This is a genomic window from Pseudomonas sp. yb_2 (assembly GCF_043103905.1).
Classification (GTDB): Bacteria; Pseudomonadota; Gammaproteobacteria; order Pseudomonadales; family Pseudomonadaceae; genus Aquipseudomonas; species Aquipseudomonas alloputida.
Genome location: NZ_JBICKH010000084.1, coordinates 154,693 through 175,783 on the forward strand (window position 1 = coordinate 154,693; position 21,091 = coordinate 175,783).

21 protein-coding genes are annotated in these 21,091 nt (G+C 60.2%); 11 read left to right on the forward strand and 10 right to left on the reverse strand.

Translation table 11 applies throughout. From position 1 onward, the window contains the following. Window positions 1-282: 282 nt before the first annotated feature. The 3 genes from ACF8FB_RS24160 (at window position 283) to ACF8FB_RS24170 (ending at window position 2,221) form a co-directional block, all read left to right on the forward strand. Window positions 283-699: a lysozyme inhibitor LprI family protein gene (locus ACF8FB_RS24160; RefSeq protein ID WP_392509602.1), complete on the forward strand. Its 417-nt coding sequence runs from the start codon at window positions 283-285 to the stop codon at window positions 697-699. Window positions 700-837: 138 nt separating this feature from the next. Continuing rightward, complete coding sequence (locus ACF8FB_RS24165) at window positions 838-1,530, forward strand: hypothetical protein (protein ID WP_020193117.1); 693 nt, start codon at window positions 838-840, stop codon at window positions 1,528-1,530. Between the two features lie 73 nt (window positions 1,531-1,603). After that, window positions 1,604-2,221: a hypothetical protein gene (locus ACF8FB_RS24170; RefSeq protein WP_020193116.1), complete on the forward strand. Its 618-nt coding sequence runs from the start codon at window positions 1,604-1,606 to the stop codon at window positions 2,219-2,221. Window positions 2,222-2,224: 3 nt separating this feature from the next. On the opposite strand, the gene ACF8FB_RS24175 is transcribed toward ACF8FB_RS24170, so the two are convergent. Continuing rightward, window positions 2,225-3,172, reverse strand: coding sequence for a GlxA family transcriptional regulator (locus tag ACF8FB_RS24175; RefSeq protein ID WP_011953245.1), 948 nt, complete (start codon window positions 3,170-3,172; stop codon window positions 2,225-2,227). A 144-nt stretch (window positions 3,173-3,316) separates the two neighbouring features. Between ACF8FB_RS24175 and choX the strand changes: the two genes are divergently transcribed. The 4 genes from choX (at window position 3,317) to ACF8FB_RS24195 (ending at window position 6,882) form a co-directional block, all read left to right on the forward strand. Continuing rightward, the gene (gene choX, locus ACF8FB_RS24180) at window positions 3,317-4,261 is read left to right on the forward strand and encodes a choline ABC transporter substrate-binding protein (RefSeq protein ID WP_014589378.1); all 945 of its coding nucleotides are present in this window, start codon (window positions 3,317-3,319) and stop codon (window positions 4,259-4,261) included. Between the two features lie 123 nt (window positions 4,262-4,384). Further along, window positions 4,385-5,269 (forward strand): 3-keto-5-aminohexanoate cleavage protein, encoded by an 885-nt coding sequence (locus ACF8FB_RS24185; RefSeq protein ID WP_010951668.1) that lies wholly within the window; start codon window positions 4,385-4,387, stop codon window positions 5,267-5,269. Between the two features lie 166 nt (window positions 5,270-5,435). Next, complete coding sequence (locus ACF8FB_RS24190) at window positions 5,436-6,401, forward strand: L-carnitine dehydrogenase (protein ID WP_010951667.1); 966 nt, start codon at window positions 5,436-5,438, stop codon at window positions 6,399-6,401. 10 nt (window positions 6,402-6,411) lie between these two features. Then, complete coding sequence (locus ACF8FB_RS24195; protein ID WP_010951666.1) at window positions 6,412-6,882, forward strand: thioesterase family protein; 471 nt, start codon at window positions 6,412-6,414, stop codon at window positions 6,880-6,882. A 99-nt stretch (window positions 6,883-6,981) separates the two neighbouring features. Here ACF8FB_RS24195 and ACF8FB_RS24200 read toward each other — a convergent pair whose 3' ends face one another. After that, window positions 6,982-8,562: a zinc-dependent metalloprotease family protein gene (locus ACF8FB_RS24200; protein WP_392512200.1), complete on the reverse strand. Its 1,581-nt coding sequence runs from the start codon at window positions 8,560-8,562 to the stop codon at window positions 6,982-6,984. 338 nt (window positions 8,563-8,900) lie between these two features. Here ACF8FB_RS24200 and ACF8FB_RS24205 point away from each other — a divergent pair, with 338 nt between their 5' ends. Then, window positions 8,901-9,158, forward strand: coding sequence for a hypothetical protein (locus ACF8FB_RS24205; RefSeq protein WP_003255717.1), 258 nt, complete (start codon window positions 8,901-8,903; stop codon window positions 9,156-9,158). A gap of 119 nt (window positions 9,159-9,277) precedes the next feature. On the opposite strand, the gene ACF8FB_RS24210 is transcribed toward ACF8FB_RS24205, so the two are convergent. Both ACF8FB_RS24210 and ACF8FB_RS24215 read right to left on the reverse strand, forming a co-directional pair. Beyond that, complete coding sequence (locus ACF8FB_RS24210) at window positions 9,278-10,384, reverse strand: GlxA family transcriptional regulator (RefSeq protein WP_010951663.1); 1,107 nt, start codon at window positions 10,382-10,384, stop codon at window positions 9,278-9,280. Window positions 10,385-10,885: 501 nt separating this feature from the next. Next, window positions 10,886-12,262 carry an L-serine ammonia-lyase gene (locus ACF8FB_RS24215; RefSeq protein ID WP_010951662.1) on the reverse strand — a complete coding sequence of 459 codons (1,377 nt, stop codon included), beginning with the start codon at window positions 12,260-12,262 and terminating at the stop codon, window positions 10,886-10,888. Between the two features lie 452 nt (window positions 12,263-12,714). Between ACF8FB_RS24215 and ACF8FB_RS24220 the strand changes: the two genes are divergently transcribed. From ACF8FB_RS24220 to choV, 3 genes are all read left to right on the forward strand, one after another. After that, window positions 12,715-13,662 carry a choline ABC transporter substrate-binding protein gene (locus tag ACF8FB_RS24220; RefSeq protein ID WP_010951661.1) on the forward strand — a complete coding sequence of 316 codons (948 nt, stop codon included), beginning with the start codon at window positions 12,715-12,717 and terminating at the stop codon, window positions 13,660-13,662. An 81-nt stretch (window positions 13,663-13,743) separates the two neighbouring features. Further along, window positions 13,744-14,592 carry a choline ABC transporter permease subunit gene (gene choW / locus ACF8FB_RS24225; RefSeq protein ID WP_172830946.1) on the forward strand — a complete coding sequence of 283 codons (849 nt, stop codon included), beginning with the start codon at window positions 13,744-13,746 and terminating at the stop codon, window positions 14,590-14,592. Then, window positions 14,589-15,767: a choline ABC transporter ATP-binding protein gene (choV, locus tag ACF8FB_RS24230; protein WP_010951660.1), complete on the forward strand. Its 1,179-nt coding sequence runs from the start codon at window positions 14,589-14,591 to the stop codon at window positions 15,765-15,767. Before choW ends, choV begins: the two co-directional genes overlap by 4 nt. Window positions 15,768-15,884: 117 nt before the next feature. Here choV and hisF read toward each other — a convergent pair whose 3' ends face one another. The 6 genes from hisF to ACF8FB_RS24260 form a co-directional block, all read right to left on the reverse strand. After that, the gene (hisF, locus tag ACF8FB_RS24235) at window positions 15,885-16,655 is read right to left on the reverse strand and encodes an imidazole glycerol phosphate synthase subunit HisF (protein WP_003255729.1); all 771 of its coding nucleotides are present in this window, start codon (window positions 16,653-16,655) and stop codon (window positions 15,885-15,887) included. A gap of 10 nt (window positions 16,656-16,665) precedes the next feature. After that, window positions 16,666-17,403 carry a 1-(5-phosphoribosyl)-5-[(5-phosphoribosylamino)methylideneamino]imidazole-4-carboxamide isomerase gene (gene hisA, locus ACF8FB_RS24240; protein WP_003255731.1) on the reverse strand — a complete coding sequence of 246 codons (738 nt, stop codon included), beginning with the start codon at window positions 17,401-17,403 and terminating at the stop codon, window positions 16,666-16,668. Window positions 17,404-17,430: 27 nt separating this feature from the next. Further along, a complete protein-coding gene (locus tag ACF8FB_RS24245; protein WP_010951659.1) occupies window positions 17,431-17,691 on the reverse strand; it encodes a DUF2164 domain-containing protein in 261 nt (86 codons plus the stop codon). Further along, window positions 17,692-18,330, reverse strand: a complete 639-nt coding sequence (gene hisH / locus ACF8FB_RS24250; protein ID WP_010951658.1) for an imidazole glycerol phosphate synthase subunit HisH — start codon at window positions 18,328-18,330, stop codon at window positions 17,692-17,694. Continuing rightward, the gene (gene hisB, locus ACF8FB_RS24255; protein ID WP_003255736.1) at window positions 18,331-18,924 is read right to left on the reverse strand and encodes an imidazoleglycerol-phosphate dehydratase HisB; all 594 of its coding nucleotides are present in this window, start codon (window positions 18,922-18,924) and stop codon (window positions 18,331-18,333) included. It lies immediately after the preceding gene. Between the two features lie 271 nt (window positions 18,925-19,195). Then, window positions 19,196-20,857, reverse strand: coding sequence for an OFA family MFS transporter (locus ACF8FB_RS24260; RefSeq protein ID WP_392509605.1), 1,662 nt, complete (start codon window positions 20,855-20,857; stop codon window positions 19,196-19,198). Window positions 20,858-21,091 lie beyond the last annotated feature (234 nt).

Sequence of the window (21,091 nt, forward strand, 5' to 3'; positions counted from 1 at the left end):
GCTGTCCCCTTTTATAGAGTTGGGTCGCGCCAAACCTTCTGCCGGCGCTTTGAGGCCAGCATATGCCTGTGCCCCGAGGCGCCCCGGTGCAAAAACGACAGGGGGTTTGCCGAAAGCGTCAATGCGCGACAAGAGCGCGTCTGGCGCGTGTTCCGGGGATGAGAGACAGTCTCGATAACGACATTTGCGACCGGTACATGAACATTTGGTCAGGGAGCTACCACCTGACCTCTGGCTGAGCGAGAATCCCTGCGATTCGACAGCCTGTTGAGGAGAAAACGGATGAAATCAATGGCATGGCTGGTGCTGCTGGCCATCGTGAGCGGGGCCCAGGCCGGTGAGGAAGAAAGCACACCTTGCGACAATGTGGAGACCGACCAGCAAACGTTCGCCTGTGCAGCATTCAACAAGCAGGTCGCCGAGCGTGAGCTGCAGTCGGCCTACGACGAACTGATCGAGCGCATGCGTGATCAGTTTGGCGACGAGGCTGGCCTGATGTCGCGAATAGAGGCAGCCGAGAAAGTCTGGAGCCAACTGCGCGATGCAGACTGCAAGGTCGAAACCCATGCTGAACAACCCGACAGCAACGCCTACCAGATCGCCTGGAACAGCTGCATTGCACAGCGCAGCGATGAGCGGGCGGAGTATTTGCGCAGCCTGGGCTCGCAAAACAGTGACGAGCCGGCACCCGAAGATTGATCAGCACGCGCGAGTGAAGGATCAACTCCAGAGGAACAACATGCCGCTGATGCCCCCTGCGTAATTGCTCGATAGTGCCCCCAGACCACGTGCTCACCATGTGTGTCTTGGAACTCACAACTATCAAGGAATTACAAAGTGGCTGACATCAAAGTTGAAATGGAAAAAATCCGCAAAGAGGGTCAAGAGCGCGTAGCCGCTACCGGCCAGACCATCTGCATCTTCGCTGACAATGTGCCTGCCAACATTGCAGAAGACATCCTGGCCGGCATGCGCTTGATGACCGAACTGGCCAACAAGAAGTTCGACAAGGAGACCCAGCAGCGCGAGTGGTACAACTTCTACAACGATGGCCTGATCAAGTTTGGCTGGACCATGACGGGCGCAGCACATGCCGAAGATGCCATTGATGAGGACAACCTGACCCTGGCAGAGCTGATCACCAAGTCCGTCACCATCAGCGTCTCCGCGGACCCTCGTCGCGCCGCCTGCGCCCGCCGTGTTCTGCAAATTGTCGTGCAGAAACCGGAAGTTAAGGCGCACCTGGAAAAGCACAGCCATAGCGAAACCGGCAAATCGAGCAACTTCGTGGTCGCCCAGTGCGAAATGACGCCACAAGGCCTGCCTGCGATGCACATGACCAGCTTCCAGGCCAGCTACGACTCGAAAGTCGAGCGTGAAGGCGCCCTGACCCGCAAGGTCGACAAAACCTCTACCCGCGTCTATCGCGCTTCGCAACAGGGCACATTCAGCGTTCGTCACTTCGACGCTGCGCGTGACCTTGTGAATGAGAAGATCAAAGGCGACCTCGGCGCGTTTCTCGCTATCTGATTAGCGAGGCCGGGTACCAGCGCGCGCTGGTACCCGGTTCTGGTCATCTGCATCCATCAAGGAGCAATGCCACATGGACGATACGAGCCTGGACACCCGAATATTCGAGGAGCGGCTAAGCATCAAGCCTGCGCCCTGGCTGACACTCGATACATGGGAAGATTTGCAGCTATGCCTGCGTTATTCGCAAGCAGTAGCCAATGAAAAATACTCGATGGAAACCCAGCCTCAGCAATGGTTCACTGTCGCTATCGCCACCTTGCAATCATTGAAATTCACCCTGCTCGAACATACACATAAAACCATTGTGTATGAGCCGCACTTGCTTGCATTAAGCGATGTGTACAGTGGCTTTCTACCCCCGCCTCGCGAAAAAGGGCCTTGGTTCAAGAGCCTCGACGAAAATGTTCAAGCCGCTCTGCAGTCGGCAGGTACGCGTACCTTCACCGTCATGAACGCCTCTTCACATCTCAGTATCGAAATGGACCATGAGGGGGACCAGGTCCCGGTTGCGATCCTGTTTTACGCCTACTGCATTACCGACCCGGTCGAGCCCACCAGAAAGTTGAACCTGATATTCGATCACCTCGGTGCACGCTTCAATGCAGCGGGGTTCGCCCCGCTTCGCGAGGATCTGCAAGCAAGGAATCGCGAAAAGCTAAGGGCCATTCTCGAGCGTGAACTGGATTGAAGCTCACTTTGTACCGCTGGGCCGTCGCTCTTCCCGCGGGCACCGTCCAAACCTCAGCTTGTAGCGCCGCGTGAAATAGGATGGCAGTTCAAACCCGCACGCAAGGCTGACTTCAGTCACCGACATGTCGGTCTGGGCCAACAGCTGGCGCGCCTTGTCCAGCCGTAACCCGAGATAGAAACCACTCGGTGTTGCATCCAGGTGCATGCGAAACAAACGTTCCAGTTGACGCCTTGTCACCTTGATCGCGGCAGCCAGTTCCAGCGTACTCAGCGGTGGCTCGATGTGTTTTTCCATTTCGCCAATGGCATGGACCAGCTTCTTGTTGCTGATGCCATAACGCGCACCGATCTGCATGCGCTGGTGGTCCTGGCGCTGACGGATGCGACCCAGCACGAACTGCTCGGACACCTTGACCGCCAGTTCGCTGCCGTGAGACTGGGCAATCAGGTGCAGCATCAAGTCGATCGAGGCCGTTCCGCCGGCACAGGTGATGCGGCTGCGGTCGATCTCGAACAGCTCCTGGGTGGCTTGAAGGCCTGGATAGCGTTCCTTGAATGCCTCCAGCGCCTCCCAATGCAATGTCGCCCGGTAGCCCTCGAGCAGCCCTGCCTCGGCCAGCACCATCGCGCCCGTATCGATGCCACCGAGCATGACAGCTTCGTGGTTGAGCCGGCGCAACGCATGCAGCAGTTTGGGTGCGACATTGGCCAGTGGTTCGAAGCCCGCGACCACCAGCAGGATGTTGGCCGGCTCGCCCTCCCCCAGGGCGGCATCGGCATTGATCGACATGCCATTGCTCGCCAGCACCGCCTCACCGTCCAGGCTAAGCACCTGCCACCGGTACAACTGCCCACCAAAACGATTGGCCACCCGCAGTGGCTCCACTGCCGAAATGAACCCCATGGCAGAAAAGCCGGGCACCAACAGAAAGGCAATCGTCTCCATCATCCCCTCCTCCACAGAAACTGGTCGCCCCGGTGCTAATTCCTGTCGCTAGCGTGCGCTTGGGCAAGGTAACGCCAGCGTAGCGTATTCACACGGTCCGCAGAGGCCGCCCTCAATAACAATATGCACTGCCGATGGAGAGCCACCATGCACAGCTTGATCCGCCGCAGCCTGTTGCCCCTTGCCCTGAGCAGCATCGTCGCCACCCCGCTTTTCGCCGCCGAGCCCGCCGCCTGCAAAAACGTGCGCCTGGGCGTGGTCAACTGGACCGACGTCATTGCCACCAGCGCCATGGCCCAGGTACTGCTCGACGGCCTGGGGTACCAGACCAAACAGACCAGTGCCTCGCAACAGATCATCTTCGCCGGCATCCGCGACAAACGCCTGGACATGTTCCTGGGTTACTGGAACCCGATCATGACCCAGACCATTACCCCGTTCGTCGATGCCAACCAGGTCAAGGTGCTGGACAAGCCAAGCCTGGAGGACGCGCGCGCCACCTTGGCCGTGCCGAAATACCTCTACGACAAGGGCCTGAAGACTTTCGCCGACATCCACAAGTTCGAGAAAGAGCTGGGCGGCAAGATCTATGGCATCGAACCGGGTTCCGGCGCCAACACCCAGATCAAGGCAATGATCACCAAGAACCAGTTCGACCTGGGCAAGTTCCAGCTGGTCGAGTCCAGCGAGGCCGGCATGCTCGCCGCCGTCGACCGCGCCGTGCGGCGCAAGGAGGCCGTGGTGTTCTTCGGCTGGGCGCCACACCCCATGAACGTGAACATCGACATGGCCTACCTGGGTGACAGCCAGGATGCACTCGGCCCTGACGAAGGCCGCGCGACGGTGTGGACGGTGACGGCTCCGGACTATGCCGAACGCTGCCCCAATGCCCACCGCCTGCTGGCCAACCTGAAGTTCAGCGCCGAGGACGAGAGCCGCATGATGCAGCCACTGCTCGACCACAAGGACGCGCTGGAATCAGCCCGCCAGTGGCTCAAGGACCACCCCGAGGACAAGGCCCGCTGGCTTGAGGGTGTGACCACCTTCGATGGCAAGCCGGCTGCGGACAACCTCAAGCTTACCGCCAACTGACAGGGCCCTTTCGCGGGCAAGCCCGCTCCCACGGGTACAGCGCCACACTCGGGATCACATTGATCCTGTGGGAGCGGGCATGCCCGCGAAAAAGCCAACACCGACATCACAAGGAACTGCACCATGAACCACGACGTCATCATCACCTGCGCCCTCACCGGCGCCGGCGACACCGCCTCGAAAAGCCACCTGGTCCCGGTCACCCCCAAACAGATCGCCGAATCCGCCGTAGAGGCCGCCAAGGCCGGCGCCACCGTGGTCCACTGCCACGTCCGCGACCCGCAGACCGGCCGCTTCAGCCGCGATGTGGCGCTGTACCGCGAAGTCATGGAGCGTATCCGCGAAGCCGACGTGGACATCATCGTCAACCTCACCGCCGGCATGGGCGGCGACCTGGAAATCGGCCCGGGTGAAACGCCGCTGGCGTTCGGCCCTGGCACCGACCTGATCGGCCCGCTGGAGCGCCTGGCCCATGTCGAAGCACTGTTGCCGGAAATCTGCACCCTCGATTGCGGCACCCTCAACTTCGGTGACGGCAACTCGATCTACGTGTCCACCCCGGCCCAACTGCGCGCCGGCGCCAAGCGCATTACCGAACTGGGGGTGAAGGCCGAGCTGGAAATCTTCGATACCGGCCACCTGTGGTTCGCCAAGCAAATGATGAAGGAAGGCCTGCTCGAAGACCCGTTGTTCCAGCTGTGCCTGGGCATCCCGTGGGGCGCACCGGCTGACACCACCACCATGAAGGCCATGGTCGACAACCTGCCTGCCAACGTCACCTGGGCCGGCTTCGGCATCGGCCGCATGCAGATGCCCATGGCCGCGCAGGCCGTGTTGCTCGGCGGCAATGTGCGGGTGGGCCTGGAAGACAACTTGTATCTGGACCGTGGCGTGCTGGCCAGCAATGGCCAACTGGTGGAACGCGCCAGCGAGATCATCACCCGCATGGGTGGCCGCGTGCTCAGCCCGGCAGAAGGCCGGGAAAAAATGAACCTCAAGCGCCGCTGATCCTTTCAACGATCGCAAATGCGCCGAAGACCCTGTGGGAGCGGGCGTGCCCGTGAAGCAGGCAACGCGATGGATGGCACCGGCCGTGCCGGTGTTCGCGGGCATGCCCGCTCCCACAGGGTTAGCCATGAACCCTGATTACTGTGTTTTACCCTGAGGACCAGCTATGCCCTTTATCACTGAAATCAAAACCTTCGCCGCCCTGGGTAGCGGCGTGATCGGCAGCGGCTGGGTCGCCCGCGCCCTGGCCCATGGCCTGGATGTGGTGGCCTGGGACCCGGCGCCCGGCGCCGAACAGGCACTGCGCAAACGTGTCGCCAACGCCTGGCCGGCACTGGAAAAACAAGGCCTGGCCCCTGGCGCATCGCAAGACCGCCTGAAGTTCGTGGCAACCATCGAGGAATGCGTGCGCAACGCCGATTTCATCCAGGAAAGCGCACCAGAGCGCCTGGACCTCAAGCTCGACCTGCACGCCAAAATCAGCGCCGCAGCCAAGCCTGACGCAATCATCGGCTCAAGCACTTCGGGCCTGTTGCCCAGCGAGTTCTACGAGTCGTCGACTCACCCTGAACGCTGCGTCGTCGGCCACCCGTTCAACCCAGTTTACCTGCTGCCGCTGGTGGAGATCGTCGGCGGTAGCCGCACCTCACCCGAGGCTATTGAAGCTGCCAAAACCATCTACACCGCACTCGGCATGCGCCCGCTGCATGTGCGCAAGGAAGTGCCAGGCTTCATCGCCGACCGCCTGCTCGAAGCGCTCTGGCGCGAGGCCTTGCACCTGGTCAACGACGGCGTTGCCACCACGGGCGAAATCGACGACGCGATTCGCTTTGGCGCAGGCTTGCGCTGGTCGTTCATGGGCACATTCCTTACCTATACCCTGGCCGGTGGCGATGCCGGCATGCGCCACTTCATGTCACAGTTCGGCCCAGCCCTGAAGCTGCCCTGGACGTACCTGCCAGCACCGGAACTGACCGACAAGCTGATCGACGATGTGGTGAGCGGCACTTCCGAGCAACAGGGCGAGCGCAGCATCGCTGCACTGGAGCGCTACCGTGACGACACCCTGCTGGCGGTACTGGAAGCGGTGAAGTCCAGCAAGGCCAGTCACGGCCTGTCGTTCAGCGATTAAGGAGACCAAGATGCCCGCTCTGATCACTTACCGCACCACGGTCCAGGAGGACTGGGTCGATTACAACGGGCACCTGCGGGATGCCTTCTACCTGCTGATCTTCAGCTACGCCACCGATGCTCTGATGGACCGCATCGGCCTGGACGCCGATAGCCGCGGGCAAAGCGGTAACTCGCTGTTCACGCTGGAGGCGCATATCAATTATTTGCACGAGGTGAAGCTGGGCACCGAGGTGTGGGTGCAGACACAGATCCTCGGCTTTGATCGCAAGCGTCTTCACGTGTATCACAGCCTGCACCGGGCAGGGTTCGACGAGGTGCTGGCGGCAAGCGAGCAGATGTTACTGCACGTGGACCTGGCGGGGCCGCAGTCAGCACCTTTTGGGCACACGACTGTTTGCCGGTTGAATCACTTGGTAGAGCAACAGGAGGGTGCGCAGGCGCCGCAATATATGGGGCGTACGATAAAACTTCCTGCTTGAATAACCAGAGAACCGGCGCCAAGGTCTCCATAGATACGAAGCACCTTGGCGCCCTCACTCGCAACAATCAGACAGCGTAGAAGCGGACAATCATAACGATCACTCGTATGACACCCTATAGACTGGCCCTATCAGTCTTCTTGTAAATTTGAACCCTTCTGGTTTACCACCGCCAGTATGTACACTCGTTATGACGAAATCCCCAGAAAAGTTACTTCCCGTATAGCAGCTATTTACCGTGTAAAAAATATTGGCGAAGCATAATTTTCTCGGGGTCGAACCACTGTAGAAGTCCTTTACCTCTACCCTTACGGGATTGACATCATTATCCTTGCATTCCGTAAACCATGAGAGCAGGGCTTGTTCACCCGGCTTCAAATCAATGAAGCAACCCCGGTTCGCCCCGTACAACCACAAACGAACGCGATGAGCAGGGTCCGGATAAAAATTGGCAACAGTGTCCCGATTTTCATTGAAAGTCCGCGCCACATCATTTTTATCTACCGTACCCATAGGAACCCCTTGATACTGCAACCGCGGGTTTGAATGATAGGGAATGGCACCATGCGACGTTCGCATCTGCGTATGGAAATTTGGCGCTGTATGCTGGTAGCCATAAGCGTAAGGGGGTAGGGACGCAACTGGAGCCTCGTCCTTATGATCGGCCCCCATGTTATGCCCTAATTCGTGGCCTAACGAACCAAAGCAACTAATTGCCGAAAAAGCCCTCTCCACGGAAGCTGTGAGGTTCGCTATACCACAGTAAATGCTAAACGTCGAAAGCATTGATACCAGATCGGCGCGCCCCTTTTCACGTTCGATATGAATTTTCGCCCCGAATGGTTTATCAGCTTTCATATCGCTGAGCTGAGTCTGTGGAGACTTGCCTGTCTCGTCGTAGTCAGAATCGTAAATATCAGACAGCTCGTACACAGCATCGACTTTGCTATTGATCAAATATTGGTTGGCGTTCTGTAACGCCTGCGCCAATTCGATCTTGTAATTCGGAAACATGGCCCTCGACTGGTGGGTTGTAACGAATAGCACCCTAATAGTACTTTTTCGCGACTGAGACGTGCTGAGTGATCTGGTTTTTTCCTGCGCTTGTACAGGAACAGGGATCGGCGCTGCTTCTGGTGGTAATTTTGATTCATCAACCTTGACCAAGACTTGCTGGCCTTTGCCAACCGCCGTTAACCGGTAGAGCTGCCCATCCACCCGGATATCCCCAACGACCAGGTTACCGTCACTCACCAACGAAACCCAGTTGAGCGGATCCATATCGATTTCCGCAGGTGAGGGGTAGAGTTGTCTACGGTTGGAAGGCATATCGCCAACCCACCCTACCATTCCCGAAGCAACACTATCGCTTCTTGACAACCTGAAACTCACCGTTCGGCCGTCAGTCAGAGGCATTGATAGCGTCGCCGTATCTTTCGATACAAGCCCAGGCTTGACCTGTACTTCTTTAACTTCAGCGTCTTCTGCCACATTCAACAAAAGCTTCAAATACTGGTCAGTACCCGATTGCCTCTCAAGGGCGGCGTGGTTCTGGTCTGGCGTGATCTGAAACAGCGTATCCGCCGAACTGTCGAGATGGGTTCTAGGGTCCGAAGCCGAGCATCCTCCAAAAAGAAACACAGCACCTAGCAAGCAGAATTTCAATTGTTCCCGGTTCATGTTCATGCTCCAGATATCGGAGCCTTACTGGACCATGCGCATCGATTCCCAACAACTGACATAAATAACAGTTGCAAAAAAATAACCCCGGGAAGCCGTGAGCTACCGGGGCCAAGAGCGAGCAACATCCACTGCGTGTGAGCGAGGGTGACCAAACCCTCTGTACCGTGAATGGCTTCAGTGTGCGTGCTTGCCTGGCAGGGGATTTAGTCGTAAACGACCTGTTCTTAGCCAAAGCAGCCATGGCGACATTCTGTCCTTGCGAGGCTGTCGCGCACGTCACAGAATCGGTCGTAAATCACAGCAGCACTCTCTTAGCGATAAAAGGGACAACAGCCATGATGCATGCGGATTTGATTGATCAGGACGACCTCGCCGGCCACCTGCGCGCGCGCGGTTTCGATATTCCTGCCGGGGCCAGTGCCGAACAGGCGTGTGAAGCGGTGGTTCGTGGCCTGACCGAGCCCAATGCGCGGGCGCTGAAGGGGATGGTGGAGCAGATGTACACCGGCAGTGCGACGATCCTGCCGGCAGTACGCCAGGCCATCGACAAGCAACTGTTGCCAGCGTTGGCGCAGTTCAACAAACGCGCGTAATCCATTTACCCAGGACCGGCCCCTTCGCGGAACAAGCCCGCCCCCACAGATCACCGCTGGCTCAAGCTCAGCGGGTGACCTGTGGGAGCGGGCGTGCCCGCGAAGAGGCCGGCGCGGTGTCAGAGCCTTACACTGGCAAATGTCGACTCATTGCGCGCCTGGCTCAGGGCCGCCATCGGCCCGCTGTGCGGCGACAGGGTCATGGCCTGCGGAATCGGCATCATGGCTACCTGCTGCGCGGTGTTGGAGCCTACCCGCTCGTCACGCGGCGGAATACCGAAGTACTCGCGATAGCACTTGGAGAAGTGCGGGGTCGACACGAAGCCGCACACCGATGCCACTTCGATGATCGACATCGGCGTCTGCTTCAGCAGCTGCCGCGCACGGATCAGGCGCAACTTCAGGTAATAGCGCGACGGCGAGCAGTGCAGGTACTTCTGGAACAGGCGCTCCAGCTGGCGTCGCGAAACCGACACGTACACCGCCAGTTCGTCCAGGTCGATCGGTTCCTCAAGATTGGCCTCCATCAGCGCAACGATTTCCTGCAACTTCGGCTGGTTGGTGCCAAGCATGTGCTTGAGCGGTACACGCTGGTGGTCCTGCTCGTTGCGAATACGCTCGTAGACGAACATCTCGGAGATCGCCGCCGACAGCTCGCGGCCATGATCACGGCTGATCAGGTGCAGCATCATGTCCAGCGGCGCGGTGCCACCGGAGCTGGTGAAGCGGTTGCGGTCAAGGGTGAACAGGCGGGTGCTCATGTTCACCCGCGGGAAGGCTTCCTGCATTGCGGCCAGGCATTCCCAGTGCACGCTGCAATCGAAGCCGTCGAGCAGGCCAGCGCAGGCCAGTGCCCAACTGCCGGTGCACACGGCACCCAACCTGCGCGACTGACGGGCCTGGGCTTGCAACCAGGTGACGTGTTCACGGGTGACGGAACGCTGGATGCCAACACCACCACAGACAATCACGGTGTCGATGGGCGGAGCATTGCTGATTGCGGCATCCGGTGTGATTTGCAGGCCATCGCTGGCCCACACCTGGCCGCCATCGATCGTCAGCGTGTGCCAGCGATACAGCTCACGGCCAGACAGCTGGTTTGCCATGCGCAGCGGCTCGACCGCCGATGCCAGGGAAATCAGGGTGAAATTGTCCAATAGAAGAAACCCGATGGACTGGGGTGTTGTGCGGTTCTGGGTTGGATTCCCGGAGGTGTACGACGTCATCGCGATTTCTCCTCACACAAATGCAGGGTGTGCCTCAGGCGGGCACTTACTTCTTGTTATGACCCCTCGGTCATTTTCCGGGGGTAGGCTTGCCAATCTCAACGCAAACGTCGTGCCTAAACTTGAACGGCCATCCAAAAAAACCTGAAAACGACGCCTTTATTGGGCATTTCAAGTGCTTGCATCGTGTTGGCCAGTCGTCCAGAACAGGCGAACTAGCGCGTTGCCTGTAACGGTTGAGCAGTTTAGTGACACGCGCCGCATGGGTTTCCCAGAAGCGACACCTTTAAGTGTCACCGACAACGCCCACACTGATCGCGACATCCGACGATCGGTAGGCGGGGCGCCCATCACCGCACCATAAAGAGGCATAGGCGGTTGTGTTGCACCTGCATCAGCCTCAAGGGCCTCTTCGCGGGCAAGCCCGCTCCTACAGGGATTGCACAGTTCCTGTAGGAGCGGGCTTGCCCGCGAAGAGGCCCAGAAGGTCAGCTCAGAAAATCAGCACTCGATAGCGCTGACCGCCAGGCCGCCGCGCGAGGTCTCTTTGTACTTGTCGTGCATATCGGCGCCGGTATCGCGCATGGTGCGGATTACCTGGTCGAGGGAAATGAAGTGCTCACCATCGCCGCGCAAGGCCATCTGCACCGCGTTGATGGCCTTCACCGCAGCAATCGCGTTGCGCTCGATGCAGGGCACTTGCACCAACCCACCCACCGGGTCGCAGGTCAGGCCAAGGTTGTGTTCCAGGGCAATTTCAGCGGCGTTCTCAACCTGTGGCGGGGTGGCGCCGAGCACTTCGGCAAGCCCCGCTGCGGCCATCGCGCAGGCCGAGCCGACTTCCCCCTGGCAGCCCACTTCGGCACCAGAGATCGAAGCGTTCTTCTTGCACAGGATGCCCACAGCGGCGGCAGCCAGGAAGTAATCGACAACGCTGGATTCATCCACCGCATCGCTGAAGCGCATGTAGTAATGCAGCACTGCCGGGATGATGCCCGCCGCGCCGTTGGTAGGCGCGGTCACCATGCGCCCACCGGCGGCGTTTTCTTCATTGACCGCCAAGGCGAACAGGTTGACCCATTCCATGGCACTCATGGTCGAGCCGATCACGTTGGGCTTGCCGATTTCCTGCAGGCTGCGGTGCAGCTTGGCGGCACGGCGGCGCACGTTCAGCCCGCCGGGTAGCGTGCCCTCGTACTTGAGGCCGTTGTTGACGCATTCCTGCATGGCTTCCCAGAGCTTGTGCAGGCCAGCGCGGATGTCTTCCTCGCTGCGCCAGACCTTCTCGTTGGCCATCATCAATTGCGACACGCTGAGGTCGTTTTGCTTGCACAGGCGCAGCAGTTCGGCGGCGCTGTTGAAGTCGTACGGCAGCACTGTCTGGTCAGCATCCAGCACACCGCTGGCGGCTTGGGCTGCATCGACCACAAAGCCGCCGCCCACCGAGTAATAGGTGTCGCGGTGCAACTCGCCCTGCTCGCCTTCGGCAATCAGGGTCATGGCGTTGGGGTGATAGGGCAGGTTCTCGTCCAGCAGCAGCATGTCGCGGGCCCAGACAAACTCGATGGGCAAGCGGCTATCCAGCTGCAGGGTGTTGGTTTCGCGCAGGTCGGCGATACGCGGCACGATCTGGGTCGGGTCAATGGCGTCAGGCCACTCGCCCATCAGGCCCATGATGGTGGCGTTGTCGGTGCCATGGCCGATACCGGTGGCTGACAGCGAGCCATACAGGCGCACTTCGATCCGTTTTACACGCTCCAGCTCACCGCGTTCGCGCAGGCCCTGAACGAACAGGGCGCCAGCACGCATGGGGCCGACGGTGTGGGAGCTGGAGGGCCCGACACCGATCTTGAACAGGTCGAACACGCTGATGGCCATTGTCGAATCACCTCTTGCTGGGCTTGTCTCTGCGCGCCATGCGCAGGGCGGGGTAGCTGCTAGGCTCAAACAGCGGGCCGCCTTGAATGCCAGCATCATCGGGCTTTTACCGCCCACCTCGCCGTCTGCAACCGACGTACTTTTGTCCAGCAGCGCCGCGCTGTTCTCAACCAGAAACTGCGCCCACCGCGCCGTTTTCCAGCGGCCTGGTGACGCAAAAATGCGCGCGAGGGGGTGGAAAAATCCATAAGCGACATCGCCCATACTGGATACGACCCGTTCCGTACTGGATACGACCCAACCAGTAGGCGATTGCCCGGAGCTGGAGGATTATCGAAAGCGACTCGTAAAGCACGGCCACGCATCCTGCCCTCTGCAGGCCTGGTCGACCGGACCCTCAGAAAGCCCGGCGACCCACGCGAACCCGAAGACAATATCTCAGGAGTCCATCCATGAAAGGTTCACCCTCGCTGTTACTGGTTGCGTTGCTGTCCGCGCCATTGCTGGCCCAAGCAGCCGAACCCGAGCAATGTCAGACTGTACGCTTCTCCGATGTCGGCTGGACCGACATCACAGTCACGACCGCGACCACCAGCGTTGTGCTCGAAGCACTGGGTTACAAGACCCACACCACCATGATCTCGGTACCGGTGACCTACAAGTCGCTGGCCACCGGCAAGGACCTGGACGTGTTTCTCGGCAACTGGATGCCGACCATGGAGAACGACATCAAGCAGTACCGCGACGCCGGCACGGTAGAAACCGTGCGCGCCAACCTGGAGAACGCCAAGTACACCCTGGCAGTCCCCCAGGCGCTGTACGACAAGGGCCTGAAGGATTTCAGCGACATACCCAAGTTCAAGAAGGAACTGGACGGCAAGATCTACGGCATCGAACCGGGTAACGACGGTAACCGCACCATCCAGAGCATGATCGACAAGAACGCCTTTGGCTTGAAGGACGCCGGTTTCAAGATCGTGCAGTCCAGCGAGGCGGGCATGCTGTCGCAAGTTGACCGCGCGCAGAAACGCGGCGAGGCATTGGTGTTCCTGGGCTGGGAGCCACACCCGATGAACACCCGCTTCAAGATGCAGTACCTGACCGGCGGGGACGACTTCTTCGGCCCCGACTTCGGCAAGGCGACCGTGCTGACAAACACCCGCAAAGGATACACGCAGGAATGCAGCAACGTTGGCCAACTGCTTAAGAACCTGTCGTTCGAGCTCAAGGATGAAAGCACCATGATGGGCTATGTCCTGGACGACAAGATGAAACCCGAAGCCGCCGCCAAGAAATGGATCAAGGACAACCCAGGCAAGCTGGATGCCTGGCTGGCCGGCGTTACCACCGTTGATGGCAAGCCTGGCCTGGAGGCGGTCAAGGCCAAGCTTACGCAATAACGAACTACGCAGTAGCGCTACCTCGGGGCAGGACCGTGCCTGCCCCGGGTTGATTTCAATCTATGCAGGTGGAAGCTCGCTATCATGCTTATCGATCAGAAAATACCCCTGGGCCAGTACATCGCGTCGTTCGTCGAATGGCTGACCCAGAACGGCGCGAATTACTTCGACGCCATCGCGCAAGGCCTGGAGTTCATGATCCATGGCGTCACCAGCGCCCTGACTTTCTTCAACCCGTTCGTCCTTATCGCCCTATTCGCCGCCCTGGCGCATTTCATCCAGCGCAAGTGGGCACTGACCGCATTTGTCGCCCTGTCGTTCCTGCTGATCCTCAACCTGGGTTACTGGCAGGAAACCATGGAGACCCTGGCGCAGGTCACCTTCGCCACGGTGGTATGTGTGGTGATCGGCGTGCCACTGGGCATCCTCGCCGCGCACAAGCCGATGTTCTATACCGCCATGCGCCCGGTGCTCGACCTGATGCAGACGGTGCCCACCTTCGTCTACCTGATCCCTACCCTGACCCTGTTCGGCCTGGGCGTGGTGCCGGGGCTGATCTCCACCGTGGTGTTCGCCATTGCCGCGCCCATTCGCCTGACCTACCTGGGCATCTGCGACGTGCCGCAAGAGTTGATGGACGCCGGCAAGGCCTTTGGCTGCTCGCGTCGTCAGCTGCTTACCCGTATCGAACTGCCGCACGCGATGCCAAGCATCGCCGCCGGTGTCACTCAATGCATCATGCTGTCGCTGTCGATGGTGGTCATTGCCGCCCTGGTTGGCGCTGATGGCCTGGGCAAACCTGTGGTCAACGCACTGAACACCGCCGATATCTCCCTGGGCTTCGAAGCGGGCCTGGCGATCGTGCTGCTGGCAATCATGCTCGACCGTATCTGCAAGCAACCGGAACTGCCGGTAAGGGGTGAGGCATGAGCATCATTCGTTTCGAAGACGTCGACGTTATCTTCTCCAACAAGCCGCGCGAGGCACTGGCGCTGCTGGACCAAGGCCAGACCCGCGAGCAGATCCTCAAGCAGACCGGCCTGGTGGTGGGTGTCGAAAAGGCCAACCTCGATATCAACAAAGGCGAGATCTGCGTGCTGATGGGCTTGTCCGGCTCGGGCAAGTCGAGCCTGCTGCGCTGTATCAACGGCCTCAACACCGTCAGCCGTGGCAAGTTGTTCGTCGAACACGAAGGCAAGCACATCGACATTGCCAACTGCTCCGCGGCCGAGCTGAAGATGATGCGCACCAAGCGCATTGCCATGGTGTTCCAGAAGTTTGCCCTGATGCCTTGGCTGACGGTGCGCGAGAACATCAGCTTCGGCCTGGAAATGCAGGGTCGCCCGGAAAAGGAACGGCGCAAGCTGGTCGACGAGAAGCTTGAGCTGGTGGGCCTGACCCAGTGGCGCAACAAGAAGCCGGATGAGCTGTCTGGCGGCATGCAGCAGCGCGTGGGCCTGGCCCGGGCGCTGGCGATGGATGCCGACATCCTGCTGATGGACGAACCGTTCTCGGCCCTGGATCCACTGATCCGCCAGGGCCTGCAAGATGAGCTGCTTGGCCTGCAGGCTAAGTTGAGCAAAACCATCGTGTTCGTCAGCCACGACCTGGACGAGGCGCTGAAACTGGGTACCCGAATCGCGATCATGAAGGACGGTCGGATCATCCAGTACAGCAAGCCGGAGGAGATCGTGCTGAACCCGGCCGACGAATACGTGCGCACCTTCGTCGCCCATACCAACCCGCTGAACGTGCTGTGCGGGCGCAGCCTGATGCGCAGCCTGGACAACTGCAAGCGGGTCAATGGCTCGGTGTGCCTGGACCCAGGTATCGATTCGTGGCTGGACCTTGGCGAAGGCGGCGCGCTCAAGCGTGCACGCCAAGGCCAGAACGGGCTGGACATGCAGAAATGGGCACCGGGGCAAGATGTGGAGCTGCTGGAGCGCAGGCCGACCGTGGTGCACGCCGACATCGGCATGCGTGAGGCACTGCAGATTCGTTATCAAACCGGCAACAAGCTGGTGCTGCAGGATAACGACAGGGTGGTGGGGATACTCGGGGATACCGAGCTTTACCACGCGCTGCTCGGCAAGAACCACGGTTGAAGCAATTGGGGCCGCTTCGCGGCCCTTCGCGGGCACGCCCGCTCCCACAGAGATCTCAGCAAACCTGTGGGAGCGGGCGTGCCCGCGAAGGGCTGCAAAGCAGCCCCGGTCAATGGATCAGCGAACGACGATCCCGCGCGAAGCCATGTAGGCCTTGGCCTCCGGCACTGTGTACTCGCCAAAGTGGAAGATGCTGGCCGCCAGCACCGCGCTGGCATGCCCTTCCAGAATGCCGTCTGCCAGGTGCTGCAGGTTACCCACCCCCCCCGAGGCAATCACCGGAATCCCCAGCGCATCACTGATAGCCCGGGTAACGCCCAGGTCGAAGCCGTTCTTCATGCCGTCCTGGTCCATGCTGGTCAGCAGGATCTCGCCAGCGCCCAGGCCTTCCATCTTCTTCGCCCACTCGACTGCATCCAGCCCGGTCGGCTTGCGCCCGCCGTGAGTGAAAATCTCCCAGCGCGGCGCTTCACCTGGCCCGGACACTTTCTTGGCATCGATGGCGACAACGATGCACTGCGAACCGAAACGGTCCGCCGCCTCACCGACAAACTCTGGGTTGAACACCGCGGCGGTGTTGATCGAGACCTTGTCGGCACCGGCGTTGAGCAGGTTGCGGATGTCCTGCACGGTCCGCACGCCACCACCAACCGTCAGCGGGATGAACACCTGGCTGGCCATGCGCTCGACGGTATGCAGCGTGGTGTCGCGCCCATCGACGCTGGCGGTGATGTCGAGAAAGGTGATTTCGTCGGCACCTTGCTCGTCGTAGCGACGGGCGATTTCCACCGGGTCGCCGGCATCACGGATGTTCTCGAACTTGACGCCCTTGACCACCCGGCCGTTGTCCACGTCCAGGCAAGGGATAATGCGCTTGGCCAGTGCCATGGTTCAGTCCTCAGCCTTGGTAGTTGTCACAGAAGGCCTGGGCCTCAGCGACATCCAGGGTGCCTTCGTAGATGGCACGGCCGGTGATGGCGCCGATGATGCCCGGGGCCTTGGCGTCCAGCAGGGCCTTGATGTCACCCAGGTTGTGAATGCCGCCCGAGGCGATCACCGGGATACGGGTGGCTTCAGCCAGTGCCTTGGTGAAGGGCACGTTGCAGCCCTGCATCATGCCGTCCTTGGCAATGTCGGTGTAGACGATCGCCGAGACGCCATCGGCCTCGAAACGCTTGGCCAGGTCGATGACCTGCACCGAGCTCACTTCGGCCCAACCGTCGGTGGCGACGAAACCGTCCTTGGCGTCCAGGCCGACGATGACCTTGCCCGGGAAGGCTTTGCACGCTTCAGCGACGAACTCGGGCTGCTTGACGGCCTTGGTGCCGATGATCACGTAGCTGACGCCAGCCTTGACGTAGTGTTCGATGGTTTCCAGCGAACGGATACCGCCGCCGATCTGGATCGGCAGGTTCGGGTAGCGCTTGGCGATGGCGGTAACCACTTCACCATTGACCGGCTGGCCTTCGAAGGCGCCGTTGAGGTCGACCAGGTGCAGGCGGCGGCAGCCACCCTCGACCCACTTGGCGGCCATGCTCACCGGGTCGTCGGAAAATACCGTAGAGTCTTCCATGCGGCCCTGGCGCAGGCGCACGCAAGCACCGTCCTTCAGATCGATAGCGGGGATAATCAGCATCTTGGGAACCTGTCTATTTGTTGGGTTTCAGGGCTTCTCGAGTGCCCACAGGTCGCTTTCGATGCTCTCGAACCGCTCCTTGAGGTGCAGCTGAACATCGGCAATCGCCCTGTTGTAGTAATGGGGTGCAATCTCTTTGCTGAACAGCTCGAGGACCTCGGCCACCTCGAACGACCCCAACTGCAGCTCGAAGCGGTCTTCGAGAAAACGCTTCAAGGTGTCGAGCGCATCGCGCTCCTGCTCGGGGGCCAGGGTGATGGTCGGGGCCTTGGTCTTCGACCTGCTCATTTACCAGCGCCCGTCCCAGGCGATGAAGTTCTGCAGCAGCTGCAGGCCATGGGTATGGCTCTTCTCCGGGTGGAACTGCACGGCAAAACGCGAACCGTCGGCCAGCGCTGCGGCGAAATCGACGCCATAGTGACCGCGACCCACCACCTGGCCCGGCTTGCCGGCATTGATGTAGTAGCTGTGCACGAAGTAGAAACGTGCGCGATCAGGGATGTCGTGCCACAGCGGGTGGTCGATGGTCTGGCTGACTTCGTTCCAGCCCATGTGCGGCACCTTCAGGTGCTCGCCCTCTTCTTGCAGGTCTTTGCCGAAAAAGCGCACCTGGCCAGGGAACAGGCCAATGCAGTCGACGCCGGCGTTTTCCTCACTGTGCTCGAGCAGCGCCTGCATACCGACGCAGATGCCGAGGAACGGGCGGTCCTGGCTGACTTCGCGCACCAGGCTGTCGAAGCCCAGGCGGCGGATCTCGGCCATGCAGTCGCGAATCGCGCCCACGCCCGGGAACACCACACGGTCGGCCTCGCGGATCACTGAGGCATCGCTGGTAACCAGCACTTTACCGGCACCTACGTGCTCAAGCGCCTTGGCCACCGAGTGCAGGTTACCCATGCCATAGTCGATTACGGCTACCGTTTGCATTTACAGGCACCCTTTGGTGGAAGGCATCTGCCCGGCCATACGCTCGTCGAGGGTGATGGCCATGCGCAGAGCGCGGCCGAAAGCCTTGAATACGGTTTCGATCTGGTGGTGGGTGTTGTGGCCACGCAGGTTGTCGATATGCAGGGTTACCAGGGCGTGGTTGACGAAGCCCTGGAAAAACTCCTGGAACAGGTCGACATCGAAGCCGCCAACGCTGGCACGGGTATACGGTACGTGCATCTGCAGGCCTGGGCGGCCAGAGAAGTCGATGACCACGCGTGACAGCGCTTCGTCCAGCGGCACGTAGGCGTGGCCGTAGCGGAAGATACCTTTCTTGTCACCGATGGCCTGGGCGAATGCCATGCCCAGGGTGATGCCGACGTCTTCGACGGTATGGTGATCGTCGATATGCGTATCACCCTTGCACTCGATATCCAGATCGATCAACCCATGGCGGGCGATCTGGTCCAGCATGTGTTCAAGGAAGGGCACACCGATATCGAATCGGGCCTTGCCGCTGCCATCGAGGTTGATCGAGCACTTGACCTGGGTTTCCAGGGTATTGCGCTCGACGGAAGCCTTACGTTCAACCATCACCAGCTCCGCAAAATCATTGGGCGAAAAGGGTTTCATTATAGGCCCAGAACGCGCCAGCTTGAAACGCGGATGACATATGGCAAAGCCAGGTTTTACGCGGGCTGGATGCTGCTACAGGTCTATACAACTGCGTAATGGGGGCTGCTTTGCAGCCCATCGCGACACAAGGCCGCTCCCAAAGGGACCGCGCAACCCTGAAGCGTACGCGGTCCCTGTGGGAGCGGCCTTGCGTCGCGAAAGGGGCGCAAAGCGCACCCATGCAGTTACATCAATGGAACAGGACAGCAGTCTTCTGCAGTGTCACCCACACACCCCAGGCCATCGGCACGACCACCACCGCCCAGGCCAGCAGCACCAGTGGCAGGCTGCCTGGCGCCGCTTTCCACTCCAGCGACCGCGCCCCATCGGCGCCCTTGTCATGGCTCAACGCCCGCTCGGCCGCCAGTTCGGCATCACTCATGAAGTGCTTGTCGGCCACTGGGCGCACCAGCATGTTGCAGATAAAGCCCAGCACCAGCAGACCCGCGAGGATGTACAAGGTCATGTCATAAGCCGCCGCCCGCTCCACGCCCGCTGCCAGTTGATACTCGCGCAGGTAGGTGATCAGCACCGGCCCCAGCACCCCCGCTGCCGCCCAGGCGGTCAGCAGGCGGCCATGGATGGCACCCACCATCTGCGTGCCGAACAGGTCGGCCAGGTAGGCCGGCACCGTTGCAAAACCACCGCCATACATCGATAGGATGATGCAGAACGCTGCCACGAAAAGCGCCACGTTGCCCAGGTGCCCCATGTTCGGCACCAGGCTGTACAAGCCCACGCCCAAGGCGAAGAAGGCAAAGTAGGTGTTCTTGCGGCCGATGTAGTCGGAGAACGATGCCCAGAAGAACCGGCCGCCAATGTTGAACAGGCTCAGCAGGCCGGTAAAGCCGGCGGCGATCGCGGCAATCTGCGCCAGCTGCGCAGTGCTCAGCTGGCTGAAGGTCAGTTCGTTGCCCAGTAATTTACCGGCGAACACTTCCTGCAGCAGCGGTGAAGCCATGCCCAAAATGCCGATGCCCGCCGACACGTTCAGGCACAGCACCAGCCAGATAAGCGCGAACTGCGGGGTCTTCCAGGCCACACTGACGTGCACATGACGGTCGGTGACCATGGCGTTACCGGCATTCTTCAACGGCGCAGCCCAGCCTTCAGGCTTCCAGCCGGTCGGTGGTACGCGATACGCCAGGGCGCCAGCGGTCATGAACACGAAGTAGATCGCCGCCATGGCGACAAAACTCTGCCATACGCCAACCTCGTGCTCATTGCCAAAATGCCCCATAAGCGCGGTGGCCAGCGGCGCCCCGACCATGGCCCCGCCGCCGAAGCCCATGATCGCCATACCGGTGGCCATGCCGCGTTTGTCCGGGAACCACTTGATCAAGGTCGACACGGGTGAGATGTAGCCCAGGCCCAGACCGATACCGCCAATCACGCCCGAGCCAAGCCACATCAGCCACAGCTGATGGGTTTTCACACCTATCGCCGAAAGCAGCATGCCACCGCACCAGCACAAGGCCGACACCAAGCCAGCCTTGCGCGGGCCGGCGTGCTCCAGCCAGCCGCCCAGCACCGCCGCCGAGCAGCCGAGGAAGACGAAGAACAGGGTATAGATCCAGCTCAGCATCGAGATTGGCCAGTCGCATTCGGCGCTGAACATCCGGGCCATGAAGCCCATGTCTGCCGCACAGGCGACGGGGGCGGTGATCCCCAGGGCTTGCGACAAAGGCAGCCAGAATACCGAGAAGCCGTAGGCCATACCGATGCACAGGTGAATGGCCAGGGCAGCTGGTGGGACCAGCCAGCGGTTGAAGCCCGGGCGGGCGATTATGCGTTCCTTCGACAGGAAGCCTGGCTCACTGGCCAAGGTTCCCGTCGCGACGGTACTGGTCATGAATCTGATCCTTGTTATAGGGAGGGTGCTCGCAAAGCGGCGCAAGGGTAGCAGCATCAAGCAGCATGAAAGCAATCTGCCATCGTTCATTTTCGCCTGACTGAAACGGTCATGTTCCCGGCAAAAGCTCAATATTAGGCTGTCGAAAGCCATACTCTCTGATACAGGCGTAGGAATTTCCTACATCTCTAGTCGTACAAGCGGGGGTAACCGCGACAGCGTTATACTCTGCCG